The organism is Streptomyces sp. WP-1 (assembly GCF_030450125.1).
Lineage (GTDB): Bacteria > Actinomycetota > Actinomycetes > Streptomycetales > Streptomycetaceae > Streptomyces > Streptomyces incarnatus.
This window is the reverse complement of sequence record NZ_CP123923.1, coordinates 3,725,884-3,746,218: the sequence shown is the minus strand read 5'-3', so window position 1 is coordinate 3,746,218 and position 20,335 is coordinate 3,725,884. Positions and strand designations below refer to the sequence as shown.

The window sequence follows — 20,335 nt, the reverse complement described above, 5'->3', positions numbered from 1 at the left end:
CTGATTTTTCGGGGCAAATGGCCTAGGCGATCCCTCGCAATGGTGAATAAGTAATTTGATCGGCTTGTCATCCTCACTCCTTCTCGGGTCCGTGTGATCTTGGGTGGTGCCGTCGGCGCAAACCCGGCGGATCACCACAAAAAACCCTCGTCAGCGTTCGTCTGAGAGAAGGAAGAAGGTGGGCGGAACATGGCCGCCAACCAGAGGATCGCCGTCGGCGTGGTCGCCGCGGCCTGTGCCGTCTCGCTCGCGGCGTGCGGGACCGGCACCCATGGAGCGCGGGAAGGGGCGTCCGGCCCGCAGAAGGGGGCACCCGCGGCCCCCGCGGCCCCCGCGCCCAAGAGCGTGCTCCGGCTGCTCGGCGACGGATCGACCGCGTACACCGGTACGCAGCCCCATCTGCCCAGGCCCGAGCGGCTGAAGCCGGGTCAGAAGCCCCCGCAGTTCGTCGTCTTCTCCTGGGACGGCGCGGGCGAGGACAGCCAGAAGCTGTTCTCGCACTTCCGCAAGGTCGCCAAGGAGAACAACGCCAATATGACGTTCTTCCTCAGCGGTGTTTATCTGCTGCCGGAGGACAAACGCGACCTCTACAAGCCCCCGCAGCACTCGCCGGGCAGCTCCGACATCGGCTTCAACGACCAGCAGGGGATCAGCGACACCGTCAAGCAGGCCCGGCTCGCCTGGCTGGACGGCAACGAGATCGGCACCCACTTCAACGGCCACTTCTGCGGACCCGACGGCGGGGTCGGCACCTGGTCGGTGGACGAGTGGAAGAGCGAGATCGCCCAGGCCAAGCAGTTCGTGGAGAACTGGAAGACCAACTCCGGCATGAAGAACGCGGCCCCGCTGCCCTTCGACTACGACAAGGAGCTCATCGGCGGCCGCACCCCCTGCCTGGAGGGCCAGAAGAACTTCGTGCAGGCGGCCCGCCAGCTGGGCTTCCGCTACGACTCCAGCGGGGTCGACAACCAGCTCTGGCCGAAGAAGAAGAACGGCCTGTGGGACCTGTCGATGCAGCTGGTCCCCTTCCCCGGGCACAACTTCGAAGAGTTGACCATGGACTACAACTACATGATCAACCAGTCGGGCACCAAGACCCAGGGCGACCCCGACCAGTTCGACACCTGGGGCGACCAGGTGCGCGACAGCCTCCTCCAGGGCTTCGACCGGGTCTACGACGGCAACCGCGCGCCCCTGGTCATCGGCAACCACTTCGAGTCCTGGAACGGCGGCACGTACATGCGCGCCGTCGAGGACGTGGTGAAGAAGGTCTGTGGCAAGCCCGAGGTGCGCTGCGTCTCCTTCCACCAGCTGGCCGACTGGCTGGACGCGCAGGACCCCAAGACCCTGGAGAAGCTGCGGAGCCTGAAGGTGGGCGAGGCGCCCAGACAGGGCTGGGCGTCCTACCTCTCCGGCCGTCCGGCCCCGGCGCCCAAGGGAGTCCCCGGGGCGCCGGCGGTCAAGGGGTAGAAGCCGGGCGGGCGTTGCCGGATGAGAGCGGTCGGGCGGGAGCCGACCCGCCCGGGTGGGGCGGGTGCCGACCCGCCCGGTCAGGCGGGTGCCGACACGCCCGCTTCGAGGCCCTCGCCGAGCACGAAGTCGGGGTCGACCTGCGCCGCCAGGTCGGCCCCGGTGCGCTCGTTGCCCCACGACTCGGCGTTCTTCAGATGGAAGTGCACCATCTGGCGCATGTAGCGCTCCCGGTCCCGCCGCTCGTACGTGGCGTCCGCGGTGGCCCGCAGGGTCGCGAGCGCATGGGCGTTGGCTTCCTCCAGGAGGTCGAACCGCGGCGGGCGGCCCTTCTCCATGGCCCGCACCCAGTCCGAGCGCCCGACCGTGACCAGCAGGTCGTCCCCGACCTCCGCGCGCAGGAAGTCGATGTCGTCCTGCTCCTGGATCTTGTTGCCGACGACCTTCAGGGCGACGCCGAAGTCCCGGGCGTACTCCTTGTACTGGCGGTAGACGGAGACCCCCTTGCGGGTCGGCTCGGCGACGAGGAACGTCATGTCGAAGCGGGTGAACATGCCGGAGGCGAAGGAGTCCGAGCCCGCGGTCATGTCGACCACCACGTACTCGTCGGGGCCGTCGACCAGGTGGTTCAGGTACAGCTCCACCGCTCCGGTCTTGGAGTGGTAGCAGGCGACGCCGAGATCGGCGTCGGTGAAGGGCCCGGTGACCATCAGGCGGACGGCGCCGCCGTCGAGCTCCACCGGACGCGCGCAGGCGTCGTAGACCGGATTGGGCTCGCGCACCCCCACCAGCCGCGAACCCTGCCCCGGCGGGGTCGTCTTGATCATGGTGGCGGCGGAGGCGATGCGCGGGTTGCTGCCGCGCAGGTAGTCCTTGATCAGCGGCAGCCGCTCGCCCATGGCGGGCAGCGCGGCCGCCTCGGCCTCGTCCAGGCCGAGCGCGGGGCCGAGGTGCTGGTTGATGTCCGCGTCGATCGCGACGGCGGCGGCCCCGGACGCGGCGAGATGACGGATGAAAAGGGAGGAGAGCGTGGTCTTGCCGCTCCCGCCCTTCCCGACGAAAGCAATTTTCATGTTCACCAAGCGTAGTTGGGTGATAGCTGTAGGTGGCATGGTTGAGTGAAGAAGACCACTCCTTCGTGGGGTCCGCCGGTCGGGTGCGTACTGTCGTACTCATGAGTACGACAGGCGCGACCGCCGATCCGCTCGCGGCCCTGGGCGCACTGCCCGGCGTGCCCGAGTCCGTGGAGTCCGTGCGCAAGGCCGTGGACCGGGTCTACGGGCACCGGATCATGCGCCGCCGCAGCAACGCGATCACCTCCGAGGCGGCCCTGCGCGCCGCCCGCGGCTCGGCGGCGCTGTCCGGCGCCGACTGGGCGCTGGAGGAGGTGCGACGGCGCACCGACTTCGGCACCGACGACGAGGCGCGGGCCATGGGCGCGGCCCTGCGGCTGACGGCCGAGGCGGGCCAACTGCTGTCCATCTGGCGGCAGTCCCCGCTGCGGGTGCTGGCCCGGCTGCACCTGGTGGCCGCGGCCAGCGACGAGAGCCGGGTCGGCCGGCCGCGGCAGGCCGGGGAGGCGGTGGACGAGCCGCTGATCGAGCTGCCGCTGCCGGACGCGCGGGAGGTCTCCGGGCGGCTGGACGGCCTCGCGGACCTGATCATCGCGGGCAGCTCCGCCCCCGCCCTGGTGACGGCGGCCGTGGTGCACGGCGAACTGCTCGCGCTGCGCCCCTTCACCTCGTACAACGGGCTGGTCGCGCGCGCCGCCGAGCGGATCGTGCTGATCGGCAGCGGCCTGGACCCGAAGGCGGTCTGCCCGGCCGAGGTCGGCCACGCGGAGCAGGGGCGCGCCGAGTACCTGGCGGCGCTGGAGGGCTATGTCTCCGGCACTCCCGAGGGCATGGCGGCGTGGATCGCGCACTGCGGGCGCGCGGTCGAGTTCGGGGTGCGGGAGTCGACGGCGGTGTGCGAGGCGCTTCAGCGCGGCGCGGCCTGAGGTTTCGTCCCCGGGTGCGGACAGAGATGCGGCGGTACGAGTTCTCGTACCGCCGCTGGCATGAGCGCCGGGTTACCAAGCGTCCTCGATGAGTTGCCCATCAGGACGGGGACTTTGCCCGTACCTGGTGCGGCTGGCCCGTATTCGACGGGTCGACGTCGCGTGGGTGCCCGGTGTTCATGCAGTGGTCCGTGGGCCGAATGCGTAGTGACTGGGGATCCTCTCGGATGTCCATGGTCGCGCGGGCCGCTGATTTCTTTGTACCGCCGGGCGGGGACAAGCGGAACCCCTGCCCGCACTTCTTTACTTTCCGGCGCGAGCAGGGGTGAAGGGGCGAAAGGGCGTCCGGCGGCGGGTGGTACGCGCCTACGGGCGCCGGGCGGGGCTCGTCAGGCGGTGCCGCGGCGGCGGTTGGCGTACCAGACGAGTCCGGCGGTCGCGGCCGCCGCTCCCACGGCCGCCGCCGCGACCAGCGCGGGGCGCGGTGGTACGGAGAGGGTGGGCAGCCGCTTCTTGAGCGGCACGGGGCGGCGGAACTCCAGCACCGGCCAGTCCCGCGCGACGGCCTCGCGGCGCAGCGCCCGGTCCGGGTTGACGGCGTGCGGGTGGCCGACCGCCTGGAGCATCGGCAGATCGGTCGCCGAGTCGCTGTAGGCGAAGCAGCGGTCGAGGTCGTAGCCCTCGGAGACGGCCAGCTCGCGGACCGCCTCCGCCTTGGTCGGACCGTAGGCGTAGTACTCCACCTCGCCGGTGAAGCAGCCGTCCTCGCCGACGACCATGCGGGTGGCCACCACCCGGTCCGCGCCCAGGAGTTCACCGACCGGCTCGACCACCTCGGCGCCCGAGGTGGACACGATCACCACGTCCCGGCCGGCCGTGTGGTGCTCCTCGATGAGCGAGGCGGCCTCGTCGTAGATGATCGGATCGATCAGGTCGTGCAGGGTCTCGGCGACGATCTCCCGCACCTGTTGCTGGTTCCAGCCCCGGACCATGTCCGAGAGATAGGCGCGCATACGCTCCATCTGGTCATGGTCCAGACCGCCGACCAGGAACACGAACTGGGCATAGGCGGTGCGCAACGCGGCCCTGCGGTTGATCAGCCCGCCTTGGTAGAAGGACTTGCTGAAGGTGAGTGTGCTGGACTTCGCAATGACCGTCTTGTCCAGGTCGAAGAAGGCCGCCGCGCGAGGCAAGGAGTGGTTTTCCACGTCCCCGAGCATAGGCGCCCACCATTCGGCGTAAGGTGGGGCGCGTGGGTTTGCCTGAGAAGGCTCTCGGGTACACCATGGAAGTCACGGATCGTTCGCGACCGTGCTAACCCGGTCCGGCTCCTCCCCCCCCGAGTCGGCCGTGGGGACGACCCCCGCTCTCCCCCCCGGCGGGGGTCGTCGCATGTCCGGACGCGTTTTTCCGTCTCTTTCCTTCCCCCGTACGGCCCAGCGGCCGACGCTTCCGCGTCGCGACCGCCGCTTCCGCGCGCCCAAGATCCGTTACTCCGGGTAATCGTAGGGCTGCGCTGTGGATGCCGCACAGGGGTCGGTACCGGCGTCACCGGTACGGGTGACGAAGTTATTCACAGGGCCTGAGTTGTCCACGGTTTTCCACCAAGATCCACACGATTTCGCGGATCGCCGCACCGTGTTTCCCATGCGCTCCCGCCGCGGCGAGTTCACGGCCGGTTCCGTTTGCGGGAGGCGTACGGCCGATTCCGGTCGGCCTTCACGCAGTCGTTCATGCAGTCGTTCATGCAGTCGTTCATGACGCCGTTCAAGTCGCCGTTCATATGGAAGCCGCCCGCCGGTTCTCCATAGGTCGGGAAAACGCGTGGTCGAGGGGCCGCGCGGCGAAGGGGGAACACCGTGTCCGGAACCATCACCCATGATCCACCGCCCGCCTGCGGCGGCGGTCCGCTCATCCTCACCGAGGACGCCGCGCTCCTGGACGACCTGCTGCGCCTGTGCGCCGCCGCGGGCGCGACACCCGAGGTGCGGCACGGCGTCCCCGAGCAGGGTGACACCTGGGCGGCGGCCCCGCTCGTGCTGGTCGGGGACGACGCCGCGCACCGGCTGCTCGGGGCCGCCCGCCGGCGCCAGGTGGTGCTGATCGGCCGGGACAAGGAGGACCCGGACGTGTGGCGGCGCGGCATGGAGATCGGCGCCGACCACGTCCTGATCCTCCCCGAGGGCGAGCAGTGGCTGGTCGACCGGATCGCCGATGTCGCCGAGGGGGTCGGCCGCCCGGCCCTGACCGTCGGCGTGATCGGCGGCCGGGGCGGGGCCGGCGCGTCCACCCTGGCCTGCGCGCTCGCCGTCACCGCCGCCCGTGAGGGGCTGCGCACCCTGCTCGTGGACGCCGATCCGCTCGGCGGCGGGCTCGATGTGCTGCTCGGCGGCGAGGGCGCCGAGGGCCTGCGCTGGCCGGCCTTCGCCGCCTCCCGGGGCCGGGTCGGCGGCGGCGCCCTGGAGGAGTCGCTGCCCGCGCTGCACTCCCTGCGGGTGCTCAGCTGGGACCGGGGCGACTGCGTCGCCGTGCCGCCCCAGGCCGTGCGCGCGGTGCTCGCCGCCGCCCGGCGCCGCGGCGGCGCCGTCGTGGTCGATCTGCCGCGCCGCCTGGACGACGGGGTCGGCGAGGTCCTCGCCCAGCTCGACCTGGCCCTCCTGGTCGTGCCCGCCGAACTGCGGGCGGTCGCCGCGGCCGGCCGGATCGCCACCGCCGTCGGCCTGGCCGTCCGCGATCTGCGGGTCGCGGTGCGCGGTCCGTACGCGCCCGGTCTGGACGACCGCGAGGTGGCCCGCCTGCTCGGCCTGCCGCTCGCGGGCGAGGTACCGGTGGAACCCGGGCTGCTGCGGCCGCGGGGCGGCGGGAGACCGCCGGGCGCGAGCGGGCGCGGCCCACTGGCCCGGTTCTGCGCGGAGTTCTGGGAGCGGGCGCTGGTGGAGTCCGGGGGTGCGCGGTGAGCTTCGTGGCGCTCGACCAGGCCGCCCTGCTCGACGGCGTGCGCCGACGGCTCGCCGAGAGCGGCGCCGAACCCACCCCGGCGCGGGTCGCCCAGGCGCTGCGCGCCCAGGGGCGGGTGCTCGGGGACGCCGAGATCCTCGGGGTGGCCGAGCGGCTGAGATCCGAACTCGTCGGCACCGGGCCCCTGGAGCCGCTGCTCGCGGACCCCGAGGTCACCGACGTCCTGGTGTCCGCACCGGACCGGGTGTGGGTGGACCGGGGCAGCGGCCTGGAGCTGACGCCGGTCACCTTCCCCGACGCGGCGGCGGTACGACGCCTCGCGCAGCGGCTGGCCGCGGTGGCCGGACGCCGGCTGGACGACGCCCGGCCGTGGGCGGACGCCCGGCTGCCCGACGGCACCCGGCTGCACGCCGTGCTGCCCCCGGTCGCCGTCGGCTGCACCTGCCTGGCCCTGCGGGTGGTACGGCCCCGGGCCTTCACCCTCGCCGAACTGGTGGCGGCCGGCACGGTCCCGCCCGGCGGCGACCGGCTCCTCGCCGCCCTGCTGGCCGCCCGGCTGTCCTTCCTGGTCAGCGGCGGAACCGGCAGCGGCAAGACCACGTTGCTGAGCGCCCTGCTGGGCCTGGTCGGCGCCGAGGAGCGGATCGTGCTCGCCGAGGACTCCGCCGAGCTGAGACCCGACCACCCGCATGTCGTCCGGCTGGAGACCCGCCCCGCGAACCAGGAGGGCGCGGGCCTGGTCACCCTGGAGGACCTGGTGCGCCAGGCCCTGCGGATGCGGCCGGACCGGCTGGTCGTCGGAGAGGTGCGCGGACCCGAGGTCGTCCATCTGCTCGCCGCGCTCAACACGGGCCACGAGGGCGGTTGCTGCACGGTGCACGCCAACACCGCCGGGGACGTACCGGCCCGCCTGGAGGCGCTGGCCACGGCCGCGGGCCTCGACCGCGCCGCCCTGCACAGCCAGTTGGCGGCCGCCCTGTCCGTGGTGCTCCACCTGGCGCGGGACCGCTCGGGGCGGCGCCGGATCGCCGAGGTGCACGTCCTGGAGCGGGACGCCACGGGTTTGGTGCGGACGGTGCCCGCGCTGCGGTGGGGGGAGCGGGCGTTCGTGCGGGAGGAGGGGTGGGGGCGGCTGGCCCGACTGCTGGGTGGGACGGGGGAGTTCGTGGACCGGGGCGGTGGTGGGGGCGGAGGCGGCGGACGGGGTGGAGGCGGAGGCGGCGGGTTCGGGGACGGCCGGGGTGGCGGTTTCGGGGACGGCCGAGACGACGGGCCCGGGGACGGCCGGGGCGATGGATTCGGAGGTGGCGAAGGTGAGGGGTGAGATGGCGATGGGGGCCGCGCTGGTCTGTCTGGCCGCGCTGGGGTGGCTGCTGTGCGAGCGGCACCACGGGGTGCGGCGGGCACGGCTGCTGCTGGCCGGGGACACGGGACCGGGGGCCGGGCCGTCGGTCCAGGATCAACTCGTCTCCGCGTTACGGCGGTTGCGCGACCGTTGGGGAGCCGAGTGGTGGGCCCTGGCCGCCGGGCTGCTGCTCGCGCTGCTGGGCGGCTCGGTGCTTCCGGCCGTCGCGGGGGCGGCCGGGGTGCCCGTGCTGCGCCGGGTGCGGCTGGCCGGGGAGGCGGGACGCGCCCGGGAGCGGCGGGTGGACCAAGTGATCTCCCTGTGCGGGGTCTGCGCCGGTGAGGTGCGGGCCGGACGGCAGCCCGGCGAGGCGCTGCTGCGGGCGGCGCGGGACTCGGGCGGGCTCGGCGAGGCACAGGCGGCCGTGGTCGCGGCGGCCCGCTTCGGCGGGGATGTGCCCGGTGCCCTCGCCGTGGCGGCCCGGCAGCCGGGTGCCGAGGGGCTGCTCGGACTGGCCGCGTGCTGGCGGGTGGCCGTCGACCAGGGCGCGGGACTCGCGGCCGGACTCGACCGGCTGGACGGCGCCCTGCGCGCCGAACGGGACCAACGCGCCGACCTGCGTGCCCAACTCGCCGGTGCCAGGGCCACCGCCGTCCTCCTCGCCGCCCTCCCCGCCTTGGGTCTCCTCCTCGGTGCGGCCATGGGCGCCGCCCCGCTGCGGGTCCTCCTGCACAGCGGACCCGGCCTCGGCTGCCTGCTGATCGGCGCCGTGTTCGAGACGGCCGGGCTGTGGTGGTCGGCGCGGATCGTGCGGGGAGCGGGGGCGGCGTGAGGCGAGGGAGGGGACACGAAAGGAGGCGTGAGGACGTGAGCGGGGATGTCGTGCACAGGCTGGGGACGGCCGTGGCCGTGGCGGTGGCGCTCGGCTGGGGAGGCCGGCTGGTGGTGTCGGCGCGGCGGGCACGCCGGGCGCGGCAGCGGGCGGCCGGACTGCTGGGGCCGAAACCGGTGGCGGAGAAGCCGCGGTCGGCGGTCCCGGACACGGTACGGCGCTGGCTGCCGCCCGTGGGCGCGGCGGGCGGGGTGTGGGTGCTGGTCGGCGGGGCCGTCGGGGCGCTGCTGGGGCTCGGCGTCGGTGCCGTGCTCTGGCGCTGGCGGGCGGGGCAGGTGGCGGCGGCTGGGGCGGCTCCCGCCGACGCCGCCGAGGCTGCTCGCCAACTGCCGCTCGCCGCCGATCTGCTGGCGGCCTGCATCGCGGCCGGTGCCGGGCCCGTCGTCGCCGCGCAGGCGGTGGGGGAGGCCCTGGGCGGTCCCGTCGGACAGGCGCTGGCGCGGGGCGCGGCGGAGGTACGGCTCGGCGGCACACCGTCGGACGCGTGGCGCGGGCTCGCCGCGCTGCCGGGCGCGGGTGCCCTGGCGCGGCTGCTGGAGCGGGCCGACGAGTCCGGACTGCCCGCCGCCGCCCCGGTGGCCCGTATCGCCTCGGACACCCGCGCGGAATGGGGCCGCACCGCGACGGCACGGGCGCGGCGGGCGGCCGTCCTGATCTCCGCGCCGGTGGGGCTGTGCTTCCTGCCCGCCTTCGTCGCGCTCGGGGTGCTGCCCGTGGTGATCGGGCTGGCGGGAGGGGTGATGGCGGGGAGGTGAGGGGCGGCGGCAGGCAGACACCGAGACGGAAAACGCGAGAACAGACATGGATGTCATGGGAGTTGGAATGAAAAAGAAGATCGCCGAAGTGCTGGCCGGGGTGCGGCGGGTGTGCCGTAGGGACTCCGGAATGGTGACCTCCGAGTACGCGATGGGGATCATCGCGGCCGTCGGATTCGCCTTGCTGCTCTACGAGGTCGTCACCAGCGGCGAGGTCCGGGCGGAGCTCCAGTCCATCGTGAAGAAGGCCCTCAGTGCGCGGATGTGAACGGGGCTCGGACCGGGGCTTCGTGACGGCGGAGGCGGCCATGGTGCTGTGCGTGCTGGTGGCGTTCACGATGGCGCTGGTCTGGGCGCTGCTCATGGCGGCGGCGCAGATCCGGTGCGTGGACGCGGCCCGCGTGGGCGCCCGGTCCGCCGCCCGCCAGGACCCGCCCGCCACGGTGCTGTCGGTGACCCGCCAGGCAGCACCGGGCGGGGCCCGGGTGACGGTCGGACGAGAGGGCGACCAGGTCCGGGTGACGGTGGTGGCGAGACCGCCGGTGCTCAGCGGTCTGCCCTTCGAACTCCGCGAGGAGGCGGTGGCGTTGGCCGAGGAGACGGTCGGAGGGCAGGGGGCGGGTCCGTGAAGCGGCAGGCGGCGCGGGCGCGGGTACGGGCGAGCGGCTGGGGCCGGGCTCCGGCGCGCGCTCGGGGCGGGACTCGGACTTGGGCCCTGGCTCGGCGCACGGCGGGCCGGTACGGCTCCGACCGGGGTTCCGCCACCGTCTGGAGTCTCGGGGCGATCGCGGTGCTCTGCGTGGTGTTCGGCGCGGTGCTGGCGCTGGGGCACGCCGTCACCGTCCGGCACCGGGCGGCGGGCGGCGCGGATCTGGCGGCGCTCGCGGCCGCGGACCACTGGGCGGCGGGCGGCGAGGCGGCCTGCGCGCTGGCCGGCCGCGCGGCGTCGGCGCAGGAGGTTCGGCTGGTGCGCTGCGCGGTGGAGGGCGAGATCGCGGACGTGACCGCGGTCTCGGGAAGCGGCCCGTTCACGGCGGAGGTCCGCTCCAGAGCGGGCCCGGCCGGCCCACCGACCTTCGCTTTCGCCCCGCCGCGTTCCGCCTTGCCGGCACCCGGCCCGCAGTCTCCCGACCCGGCACAGCCCGGCCCGGGAAGCCGATGACGCGGGCGCCGGGCGGAGCGCTCACCGGCCCCGCCTCACCCCGCTGTGCCGGTTGACCGGCCCGCAGTTCCCGATCCGCCATATGCCGTACTGGGGGCCGGTGACGCGGGTGCCGGGCGGAGCGGTCACCGGCCCCCGCCTCGCCCCGCCGTACGGTTTGGCTGGCCCGCAGTCTTCGATCCGCCCACACGCCGTACTGGAGGCCGATGACGCGGGTGCCGGCGGAGCCCTCACGGCCCTCGCTCTGCCCCGCCCCGCCCCACCCCGCCGTGTCAGTGCCCAGCCCGTAGCCCTGGACCGGCCACAGCCGCAGCCTGTGACGTGGGGCCGGGTGCGGACGCCCAGCGGCATCCGGGCGGCGGTTCCAGGGCCTGCTGACTCCCGGCTCGGCTGTTCCTTGACCTCGCCCTCCCCTGCCCCCTCGACCCTCCCTTGCCCTGGGCTCACCGTTCGCCCGCACCCGCCTCCGGCCCACCGAACCCACCTCACCGGCCTGCCGATCTCCGGACCCCTGGCCACTCAGCTCGCCGCCACCGGTGCCACCGGTGCCACCGAGGCTTCCGGCCCACCCAATCCACCTCACCAACCTGCCGATCTCCGGACCCCTCCGCCCGCCGCCACCAGGGCCACCGGCGCTACCGGAGCGTCCGGCCTGCCCACTCCCGGCCGCTCCCACTCGCCCCCGGTCCACGCCCATCAGCCCCCCGCTCCCCAGCCCCCCCGCTCCCCGCTCCCTACCCGTCAGTTGCCGGCACCCTCACCCGTCTCCGCTTCCCATTCCCACCCGTCAGCCCCCGGCCCCCGGGTCCCCGCCCCTAAGCCGACGCGGCTTCCGTTCCCGCCCCGGCCCCCTCCTCCGGGGGATCCGGTGCTTCGCGCAGCAGGGTTGTCAGGAGGCGGACCGCACCGCGTTTGTGGAGGGGGTCGTTGCCGTTGCCGCACTTGGGGGACTGGATGCAGGAGGGGCAGCCGGCGTCGCACTCGCAGGAGGCGATGGCCTCGCGGGTGGCGGTGAGCCAGGCGCGGGCGGTGTGGAAGGCGCGCTCGGCGAAGCCCGCGCCGCCGGGGTGGCCGTCGTACACGAAGACCGTCGGAAGGAGGGTGTCGGGATGCAGCGGGACGGAGACACCGCCGATGTCCCAGCGGTCGCAGGTCGCGAAGAGCGGCAGCATGCCGATGGAGGCGTGCTCGGCGGCGTGCAGGGAGCCGCCGAGGATCTCCGGGCTGATCCGTGCCTCGTCCAGCTGGTCCTCGGTGACCGTCCACCACACCGCGCGGGTCCGCAGCGTTCGAGGCGGCAGGTCGAGCTTCGTCTCGCCCAGCACCTCGCCGGTGAGCAGGCGCCGCCGCAGGAAGGAGACCACCTGGTTGGTGACCTCGACGGAGCCGTAGCAGAGCCGGCCCGCGCCCCAGGGGATCTCGGTGTCGGTCTCCAGGACGGAGATGGCGGTGGTGTCGCGGGCGACCGTCGAGTACGGCGGGTCGGCCTGTTCCACCAGGGCGACCGAGTCCGCGAGGTCGAGGGAGCGCACCAGATAGGTGCGGCCCTGGTGGAGGTGGACCGCGCCCTCGTGGACGGCGGAGTGCGCGGCGGCCTCGTCGACCGTGCCGAGCAGGCGCCCCGTGCCCTCCTCCACGATCTGCACCGGCCGTCCGCCCCCGCCGCGGATGTCGGTGAGGTCGGCGGCCCGTTCCCGGCGGGTCCAGTGCCAGGCCCGGATCCGCCGGCGCAGCAGCTTCGCGGCCTCCAGCTGCGGCAGCACGTCCGCGCAGGCGGGACCGAACAGTTCGAGGTCCTCCTCGGTCAGCGGGAGTTCCGCGGCGGCGGCGCACAGGTGCGGGGCGAGGACGTAGGGGTTGTCGGGGTCGAGGACGGTCGACTCCACCGGCCGGTCGAACAGGGCCTCCGGATGGTGGACGAGGAAGGTGTCCAGCGGATCGTCCCGGGCGACGAGGACCGCGAGGGCGCCCTGCCCGGAACGGCCCGCGCGGCCCGCCTGCTGCCACAGGGAGGCCCTGGTGCCCGGGTAGCCGCAGATCACCACCGCGTCGAGGCCGGAGACGTCCACGCCCAGTTCCAGGGCCGTGGTGGCGGCGAGCCCGAGGAGTTCCCCGGAGTGCAGGGCGCGTTCCAGGGCGCGGCGCTCCTCGGGGAGGTAGCCGCCCCGGTAGGCCGCGACCCGGTGGACCAGGGAGCGGTCGACCTCGGCCAGTTTCTCCTGGGCGATCACCGAGATCAGCTCGGCGCCGCGCCGGGAGCGTACGAAGGCGACCGAGCGCACGCCCCGCACGGTCAGGTCGGTCAGCAGGTCGGCGGTCTCGGCGGTGGCGGTGCGCCGTACGGGCGCGCCCTTCTCGCCGTGCAGTTCGGTGAGCGGAGGCTCCCACAGGGCGAAGACCAGCTCGCCGCGCGGGGAGGCGTCGTCGGCGACCTCCACCACCGGCAGGCCGGTCAGCCGCCGGGCGGCGACGGCGGGCTCGGCGGCGGTCGCGGAGGCCAGCAGGAAGACCGGGGAGGAGCCGTAACGGGCGCAGACGCGGCGCAGCCGGCGCAGCACCTGGGCGACGTGCGAGCCGAAGACGCCCCGGTAGGTGTGGCACTCGTCGATGACGACGTACTTCAGCGACTTCAGGAAGGAGGACCAGCGCGGGTGGGAGGGCAATATCCCGCGATGCAGCATGTCGGGGTTGGTGAGGACGTAGTTGGCGTACTGGCGTACCCACTCGCGTTCCTCGTACGGGGTGTCGCCGTCGTACACGGCGGGGCGGACCGCGGTGCCCAGCGGTTGTGAAAGTTCCTTCACCGATCGGCACTGGTCCGCCGCGAGCGCCTTGGTGGGGGAGAGGTACAGCGCGGTGGCCCCTCGGCCGTTCGGCGCCTTCGAACCCTCCAGAAGGGTGGACAGCACGGGGACGAGATACGCGAGGGACTTGCCGGAGGCGGTGCCGGTGGCGACGACCACCGAATCGCCGTCCAGGGCGTGCTCGGCGGCCAGCGCCTGGTGGGCCCAGGGATGCTCGATGCCGCACTCCCGCACGGCCGCGATCACCTCGGCCCGAATCCGGTCGGGCCAGACGGCATGCCGACCCGCGCGCGGGGGCAAGTGCTCCGTATGAGTGATGCGCGCAGCCCGGCTCGGACCGGAGGCGAGTCCGCCCAGGACAGCGGCCGGGGACGGGCGGGACGCCGGGTCCGGCACGGGTCGATCGGATCGGTGATTCTTGGCCATCGGCACCGAGTGTGTCACTGGCGTGACGGACAATGGGGTCAAGGCGTCGTGCACGCAGGCCGGTAAGTGATTGAATGCCATCGCGGCTGGCGTTGCGTCCCGGGGGCCGCAAGCCAAGGTGCCCGAGGGGCGACCGCTCGATAGCAAGGTGCTGGAGGATCCGTGGACCTGTCCCTGTCGACCCGTACCGTCGGCGATCGTACGGTCGTCGAGGTCGGTGGCGAAATCGATGTATACACCGCGCCCAAGCTGCGCGAGCAGCTGGTCGAGCTGGTGAACGACGGCAATTTCCATCTTGTCGTCGACATGGAGGGCGTGGACTTCCTCGACTCCACCGGACTCGGCGTGCTGGTCGGCGGCCTGAAGCGAGTGCGGGCCCATGAGGGCTCGCTGCGCCTGGTCTGCAACCAGGAGCGCATTCTCAAGATCTTCCGTATCACCGGCCTCACCAAGGTGTTCCCGATCCACACCTCGGTCGAGGAAGCGGTGGCGGCCACCGACTGATCCCGTCCGGTCGACCCTGCCGCCGGTCTGTGCCCGCGGTGGGGCCGCCGGTCGGTCGTGCCTGTTTCCGGCCGTTGTCGCCCGTCTCGCACCCCGTGGGGGGCGGTGCCGGGTGTGCCCCGGCGGATCCGGGTAACGAAGTTCATGAGGGGCGGGCCCGGCGAGCCCGTCCGACCGCAGTCCCGTAGTCGTGAGGGGGATGCATGGCCACCGTCGAACTCCGCTTCAGCGCGCTGCCCGAGCACGTCAGGACCGCCCGGCTGGTGGCGGCCGCGGTGGCGCGCAGGGCCGGAGTGGACGAGGCCGTCCTGGACGAGGTGCGGCTCGCCGTGGGCGAGGCGTGCTCCCGTGCCGTGGGGCTCCACCAGGTCGGCGGCATCGACGCGCCGGTGAAGGTGGCGCTGATCGAGGAGGAGAAACAGTTCTCCATCGAGGTCGGCGACGAAGCCCCGCACGCGGTCCCCGCCGAGCGGGTGGCCGGGGGCGCGGCGGCGGACGCGGACGTGGAGGCCGAGGAGGACGAGATGGGCCTCGCGGTCATCAGCGGCCTCGTGGACGACGTCGAGGTCACCACCGGGAAGAACGGCGGACTGATCCGCATGACCTGGCCCGCCGCCCCGCCGGCGGTCCCCGTCGGCTGACCCCGGCGTGTGCGGCCGACACCGCCGCCCGAAGAACACGAACACACGATCAGGGCCCTGCTCCGGCAGGGCCCTGATCGTGTTTCGGGCAGATCATTTCCGCCGCCTCCGGAATTCGTGAAGAAATTCACGATCAATAGCCGTATCATTTGATCAAGGGTCAATTCGATCAAGGTTCAATGGGACCGACGGCATCCGTCAATGCTTTTGAGGCATTACTTCTTTCGAGTTCGCAGACCGTAGCGGGCAGGCCGATTTCGTTTACCGTGCTCTTTTGACATCACTCAGGGGTACCTACAATCCGTCCACATCTTGAGCTCAGCCCAAGCGTCAAGGAGGACGAATGGCGGGGCTTTCTCACCCCTCTGAGTTGGACCACCCCACATACCTCGCGGCCGCGGTACTCACCAACGGCAACAGGGTCATCGTGGCCGTCATCGCGGCGGTAGCCCTCGCCGCGCTGGTGGTCGCGGGGATCCTGGTGCGCCAGGTGCTCGCCGCGGGCGAGGGCACCGACAGCATGAAGAAGATCGCCGGAGCGGTCCAGGAAGGCGCCAAGGCGTATCTCGCCCGGCAGCTGCGCACGCTCGGCGTATTCGCCGTCGTCGTCTTCTTCCTGCTTCTGCTGCTGCCCGCGGACGACTGGAATCAGCGTGCCGGGCGTTCGGTGTTCTTCCTGATCGGCGCGGTGTTCTCGGCCGCCACCGGTTATATCGGCATGTGGCTCGCGGTACGCAGCAATGTGCGGGTCGCCGCCGCGGCCCGGGAAGCCACCCCGGGCGAGGGCGAACCCGAAAAGGATCTCACGACCGTCTCGCACACCGCGATGAAGATCGCATTTCGCACGGGCGGTGTCGTCGGCATGTTCACGGTGGGCCTCGGCCTGCTGGGCGCCTCCTGTGTGGTGCTCGTCTACGCCGCCGACGCGCCGAAGGTCCTGGAGGGCTTCGGCCTCGGTGCCGCCCTGATCGCCATGTTCATGCGGGTCGGCGGCGGCATCTTCACCAAGGCCGCCGACGTCGGCGCCGACCTGGTCGGCAAGGTCGAGCAGGGCATCCCGGAGGACGACCCGCGCAACGCCGCCACCATCGCCGACAACGTGGGCGACAACGTCGGCGACTGCGCGGGCATGGCGGCCGACCTCTTCGAGTCGTACGCCGTCACCCTGGTGGCCGCGCTGATCCTCGGCAAGGCCGCCTTCGGCGACTCCGGGCTCGCCTTCCCGCTGCTGGTGCCCGCCATCGGCGTGATCACGGCGATGATCGGCATCTTCGCGGTCGCTCCCCGGCGTTCCGACCGCAGCGGCATGACCGCGATCAACCGCGGCTTCTTCATCTCCGCGGTGATCTCCCTCGCGCTGGTCGCCGTCGCCGTCTTCGTCTACCTGCCGTCGAGCTACGCCGGCCTCGGCGGAGTGACGGACGCGGCGATCAAGGCCAAGGACGGCGATCCCCGGATCCTCGCCCTGGTCGCGGTGGCCATCGGCATCCTGCTGGCGGCCGTCATCCAGCAGCTGACCGGCTACTTCACCGAGACCAACCGGCGCCCGGTCCGCGACATCGGCAAGACCTCGCTGACCGGCCCCGCCACCGTCATTCTGTCCGGCATCTCGCTCGGCCTGGAGTCGGCCGTCTACACCGCGCTGCTCATCGCGCTCAGTGTGTACGGCGCGTTCCTGCTCGGCGGTACGTCGATCATGCTCGCGCTGTTCGCGGTCGCGCTGGCCGGCACCGGCCTGCTCACCACGGTCGGGGTGATCGTCGCCATGGACACCTTCGGGCCGGTCTCCGACAACGCCCAGGGCATCGCCGAGATGTCCGGCGACGTCGAGGGCGCGGGCGCGCAGGTGCTCACCAACCTGGACGCGGTCGGCAACACCACCAAGGCGATCACCAAGGGCATCGCGATCGCCACCGCGGTGCTCGCGGCGTCGGCGCTCTTCGGGTCGTACCGCGACGCGATCACCACCAATGTGCAGGATGTCGGGGAGAAGCTCAGCGGGCCCGGCGCGCCGCTGAGCCTGTCCCTGGACATCTCGCAGCCCAACAACCTGGTCGGCCTCATCGCGGGCGCCGCGGTCGTCTTCCTCTTCTCCGGACTGGCCATCAACGCCGTGTCGCGGTCGGCGGGCTCGGTGGTCTTCGAGGTGCGGCGGCAGTTCCGTGAGAAGCCCGGGATCATGGACTTCACGGAGACGCCCGAGTACGGCAAGGTCGTCGACATCTGCACCAAGGACGCCCTGCGGGAGCTGGCCACGCCCGGTCTGCTCGCGGTGATGGCGCCGATCTTCGTCGGGTTCACGCTCGGCGTCGGCTCGCTCGGCTCCTACCTCGCCGGCGCGATCGGCGCGGGCACGCTGATGGCGGTGTTCCTCGCCAATTCCGGCGGCGCCTGGGACAACGCCAAGAAGCTGGTGGAGGACGGCCACCACGGCGGCAAGGGCAGCGAGGCCCACGCCGCCACGGTGATCGGCGACACGGTCGGCGACCCCTTCAAGGACACCGCGGGGCCGGCGATCAACCCGCTGCTGAAGGTCATGAACCTGGTCTCGCTGCTCATCGCGCCCGCGGTGATCAAGTTCTCCTACGGCCATGACAAGAACCTCGGCGTACGGATCGGGGTCGCGATCCTCGCGCTGCTGGTGATCGGCACGGCCGTGTACATCTCCAAGCGGCGCGGCATCGCCGTCGGCGACGACGAGGAGAGCCCCGAACGGGTCGCCAACTCGGCCGACGCGGCGGTGGTTTCGTAGGTTTCGGGAGACGGCCTGCGCAAAGGACGGGCGGGCGGTGCGTTCGAAGGACGCGCCGCCCGCCCGTTCGTGTGCGCGGGCACGGCCCCGTCGTGAGCCTTCTCTCGCGCAAAAAGTACTAAAAGGTACTTAAGGAGCGATCGGCGTGCGGAGGGTGTGCGTCCGCCGTGTAGGGTCCGGGGCCCGAGAGCCATGGAAGGGACCAATCCGGTGAACAAGAAGCTCGCGGCCGCACTGTCCGGCGGTGCGGTACTGGTGGCTGCGCTGTCGGGATGCAGCAGCAACAGCGCCCCCAAGGGGCCCGACCCCAAGCTGGTCTCCTGGGCCAAGTCGGTGTGCGACGCCGTGCCGGCGCAGGACGCGAAGATCAAGGCGGCGAACGCGGCGATCTCCACGACGGCCGCCGACACGGCCAAGCCCGAGACGCTCCAGAAGACCGACTCCCAGGCCTTCCAGGACATGGCCGACGGCTACAAGGCGATCGCGACCGCGGTCAACGAGGCCGGCGCGCCTCCCGGGGTCTCCGGCGGCGCCAAGCGGCTCGGCGATGTCGTGAAGAGCTTCAACAGCCTCTCGGCCTCCTACGCCGACCTGAAGAAGCAGGTCGACGGCCTGGACACCAAGGACCAGGCGAAGTTCGCCTCCGGGCTGCACGACGTCGCCACGCAGATGACCGAGTTGGAGAAGAAGCACCAGAGCGGCACCGCGTCCCTCAAGGCCCTCCAGCAGGGCGAGGTCCAGGACGCCATCGCCCAGCAGCCCAGCTGCAAGAAGGTCGCCGCCACGACGTCGTCCTCGCCCTCCGCGGCGGCCACGGCGGGCTGAGCCGCGCCCCGGGCTTGACGTTCACGGCGGGCTGACCAGCACTCGACGCGTGTGGAGGGACGGCTGTGTGCGCCGTCCCCCCTGGTCCGCGCGGGACACAATGGGACCGTGACTGACTCCGGACCCGCCTCCCTGCCCGCCGCCGACCGTCCCGAGGCCGCCGCGCGGCTGCGGGACGCGCTGCTGGCCGCCTCCTTCACCGCCGACGGGCTGCTCGAACTGCTCGGCGCGCCCGCGTACGCGGCGCTGGCCCGCAGCGAGACCGTGCCCGCGTTGCGGGCGACCCGTGGCGACACGCCGCTGGAGACCCTCGTACGGCTCTTCCTGCTCCAGCAGCCCGTGCCCCGCGCGCGGGTGGCCGCCGTGCTCCCCGTCGAGGAGGCGGTCCAGGCCGGGTGGCTGGCGTGGGTGGGCGGTGACGAGGTGGCCGCCACGGTGGATGTACGGCCGTACGGCGGTCCCGGCGGCGAGGACTGGTTCATCGTCTCCGACCTGGGCTGCGCGGTCGGCGGCGCGGGCGGCATCGGGCAGCGGGCCGAGGGCGTCGTCCTGGGGGTCGGGGGCGCGTCCACCACGCTCGCCGGGATCACCGTGCGCACGCCGGTCGCCGCCGCGCTGGACCTCGGCACCGGCTCCGGCATCCAGGCGCTGCACGCCTCCCGGCACGCCACGCGCGTGACGGCGACCGACCTCAACCCCCGCGCGCTGCACATCACGGCGCTCACGCTGGCGCTCTCCGGCGCGCCCGCCGCCGAGCTGCGCGAGGGCTCGCTGTTCGAACCGGTGCGCGACGACGAGAAGTTCGACCTGATCGTCTCCAACCCGCCGTTCGTGATCTCCCCCGGCGCCCGGCTCACCTACCGCGACGGCGGCATGGGCGGGGACGACCTGTGCCGCTCCCTCGTCCAGCAGGCGGGAGAGCGGCTGAACGAGGGCGGGTTCGCGCACTTCCTCGCCAACTGGCAGCACGTGGCGGGGGAGGACTGGCAGGACCGGCTCAGGTCGTGGGTGCCGCGCGGGTGCGACGCCTGGATCGTGCAGCGCGAGGTGCAGGACGTCACGCAGTACGCCGAGCTGTGGCTGCGGGACGCCGGGGACCACCAGGGGGATCCGGCGGAGTACCAGGCGCGGTACGACGCCTGGCTCGACGAGTTCGAGGCGCGCAAGGTCAAGGCGGTCGGCTTCGGCTGGATCACCCTGCGCAGGACGGGTGCGGCCGAGCCGTCCCTCACGGTGGAGGAGTGGCCGCACCCGGTGGAGCAGCCCCTCGGGGACACCATCCGGGCGCACTTCGAACGCCTCGACTACCTCCGCGGGCACGACGACGCGGCGCTGCTCGCCCACCACTTCAGGCTGGCCGGCGAGGTGGTGCAGGAACAGGTCGGGCTGCCCGGCGCGGAGGACCCCGAGCACGTCGTGCTCCGCCAGCACCGGGGCATGCGCCGCGCCACCAAGGTGGACACGGTCGGCGCGGGCTTCGCCGGCGTCTGCGACGGCACCCTGAGCGCCGGCCGCATCCTGGACGCCATCGCCCAGCTGGTGGGCGAGGACGCCGTCCGCCTCCGCGACCGGACCCCGGCCCAGATCCGCCTCCTGGTGGAACAGGGGTTCCTGGAGCCGGTGATCTGAGGGGGCTCCCTGGAGGCCGCTGAGGGTGCGCGGACCGAGGGCGCGCCCTCCGGCGAGGTCGGCGGGGGTCGTGATCGAAGCGATGGGGCCGCGCACGTCGTCCCGGTCGGCGATGGCCCACGCGTACCGCGGGCGGCGCGCGCCCCCGGCCACCCGGTCGTGCGCGGAGACCA

17 protein-coding genes are annotated in these 20,335 nt (G+C 72.9%); 14 read left to right on the top strand and 3 right to left on the bottom strand.

The window, feature by feature from the left end; genetic code table 11:
• Positions 1 to 189: 189 nt before the first annotated feature.
• Positions 190 to 1,470 (top strand): hypothetical protein, encoded by a 1,281-nt coding sequence (locus QHG49_RS16235; RefSeq protein WP_145488064.1) that lies wholly within the window; start codon positions 190 to 192, stop codon positions 1,468 to 1,470.
• 80 nt (positions 1,471 to 1,550) lie between these two features.
• On the opposite strand, the gene QHG49_RS16230 is transcribed toward QHG49_RS16235, so the two are convergent.
• Complete coding sequence (locus QHG49_RS16230; protein ID WP_301490136.1) at positions 1,551 to 2,543, bottom strand: ATP-binding protein; 993 nt, start codon at positions 2,541 to 2,543, stop codon at positions 1,551 to 1,553.
• Positions 2,544 to 2,644: 101 nt separating this feature from the next.
• Here QHG49_RS16230 and QHG49_RS16225 point away from each other — a divergent pair, with 101 nt between their 5' ends.
• The gene (locus QHG49_RS16225) at positions 2,645 to 3,469 is read left to right on the top strand and encodes an oxidoreductase (RefSeq protein ID WP_159703637.1); all 825 of its coding nucleotides are present in this window, start codon (positions 2,645 to 2,647) and stop codon (positions 3,467 to 3,469) included.
• A 389-nt stretch (positions 3,470 to 3,858) separates the two neighbouring features.
• Here the strand turns inward: QHG49_RS16225 and QHG49_RS16220 are convergent, their stop codons facing one another.
• Positions 3,859 to 4,689 (bottom strand): HAD family phosphatase, encoded by an 831-nt coding sequence (locus tag QHG49_RS16220; protein ID WP_145488061.1) that lies wholly within the window; start codon positions 4,687 to 4,689, stop codon positions 3,859 to 3,861.
• A gap of 639 nt (positions 4,690 to 5,328) precedes the next feature.
• On the opposite strand from QHG49_RS16220, the gene ssd reads away from it, so the two are divergent.
• From ssd to QHG49_RS16185, 7 genes are all read left to right on the top strand, one after another.
• Positions 5,329 to 6,426, top strand: coding sequence for a septum site-determining protein Ssd (ssd, locus tag QHG49_RS16215; protein ID WP_145488059.1), 1,098 nt, complete (start codon positions 5,329 to 5,331; stop codon positions 6,424 to 6,426).
• Positions 6,423 to 7,751, top strand: coding sequence for a TadA family conjugal transfer-associated ATPase (locus tag QHG49_RS16210; RefSeq protein WP_301490135.1), 1,329 nt, complete (start codon positions 6,423 to 6,425; stop codon positions 7,749 to 7,751). Before ssd ends, QHG49_RS16210 begins: the two co-directional genes overlap by 4 nt.
• A gap of 7 nt (positions 7,752 to 7,758) precedes the next feature.
• Positions 7,759 to 8,604 (top strand): type II secretion system F family protein, encoded by an 846-nt coding sequence (locus QHG49_RS16205; protein ID WP_301492806.1) that lies wholly within the window; start codon positions 7,759 to 7,761, stop codon positions 8,602 to 8,604.
• A gap of 35 nt (positions 8,605 to 8,639) precedes the next feature.
• The gene (locus QHG49_RS16200; protein WP_301490134.1) at positions 8,640 to 9,419 is read left to right on the top strand and encodes a type II secretion system F family protein; all 780 of its coding nucleotides are present in this window, start codon (positions 8,640 to 8,642) and stop codon (positions 9,417 to 9,419) included.
• 67 nt (positions 9,420 to 9,486) lie between these two features.
• The gene (locus tag QHG49_RS16195; protein ID WP_244320269.1) at positions 9,487 to 9,687 is read left to right on the top strand and encodes a DUF4244 domain-containing protein; all 201 of its coding nucleotides are present in this window, start codon (positions 9,487 to 9,489) and stop codon (positions 9,685 to 9,687) included.
• Positions 9,688 to 9,727: 40 nt separating this feature from the next.
• A complete protein-coding gene (locus QHG49_RS16190) occupies positions 9,728 to 10,048 on the top strand; it encodes a TadE family type IV pilus minor pilin (protein ID WP_370530579.1) in 321 nt (106 codons plus the stop codon).
• Positions 10,049 to 10,134: 86 nt separating this feature from the next.
• A complete protein-coding gene (locus QHG49_RS16185; RefSeq protein ID WP_301492805.1) occupies positions 10,135 to 10,581 on the top strand; it encodes an Rv3654c family TadE-like protein in 447 nt (148 codons plus the stop codon).
• An 815-nt stretch (positions 10,582 to 11,396) separates the two neighbouring features.
• Here QHG49_RS16185 and QHG49_RS16180 read toward each other — a convergent pair.
• Entirely contained in the window at positions 11,397 to 13,892 is a 2,496-nt protein-coding gene (locus tag QHG49_RS16180; RefSeq protein ID WP_301490132.1) for a DEAD/DEAH box helicase, read from the bottom strand.
• 81 nt (positions 13,893 to 13,973) lie between these two features.
• On the opposite strand from QHG49_RS16180, the gene bldG reads away from it, so the two are divergent.
• The 5 genes from bldG to QHG49_RS16155 all read left to right on the top strand — a co-directional run bounded on the left by bldG (position 13,974) and on the right by QHG49_RS16155 (position 20,162).
• Positions 13,974 to 14,315 (top strand): anti-sigma factor antagonist BldG, encoded by a 342-nt coding sequence (bldG, locus tag QHG49_RS16175; RefSeq protein ID WP_010986038.1) that lies wholly within the window; start codon positions 13,974 to 13,976, stop codon positions 14,313 to 14,315.
• A gap of 203 nt (positions 14,316 to 14,518) precedes the next feature.
• Entirely contained in the window at positions 14,519 to 14,956 is a 438-nt protein-coding gene (locus QHG49_RS16170) for an ATP-binding protein (RefSeq protein WP_145488049.1), read from the top strand.
• 343 nt (positions 14,957 to 15,299) lie between these two features.
• Complete coding sequence (locus QHG49_RS16165; RefSeq protein ID WP_301490126.1) at positions 15,300 to 17,708, top strand: sodium-translocating pyrophosphatase; 2,409 nt, start codon at positions 15,300 to 15,302, stop codon at positions 17,706 to 17,708.
• Between the two features lie 192 nt (positions 17,709 to 17,900).
• A complete protein-coding gene (locus tag QHG49_RS16160) occupies positions 17,901 to 18,533 on the top strand; it encodes a small secreted protein (RefSeq protein ID WP_145488046.1) in 633 nt (210 codons plus the stop codon).
• A gap of 108 nt (positions 18,534 to 18,641) precedes the next feature.
• Positions 18,642 to 20,162 (top strand): class I SAM-dependent methyltransferase, encoded by a 1,521-nt coding sequence (locus tag QHG49_RS16155; protein ID WP_301490125.1) that lies wholly within the window; start codon positions 18,642 to 18,644, stop codon positions 20,160 to 20,162.
• Positions 20,163 to 20,335: the final 173 nt, after the last annotated feature.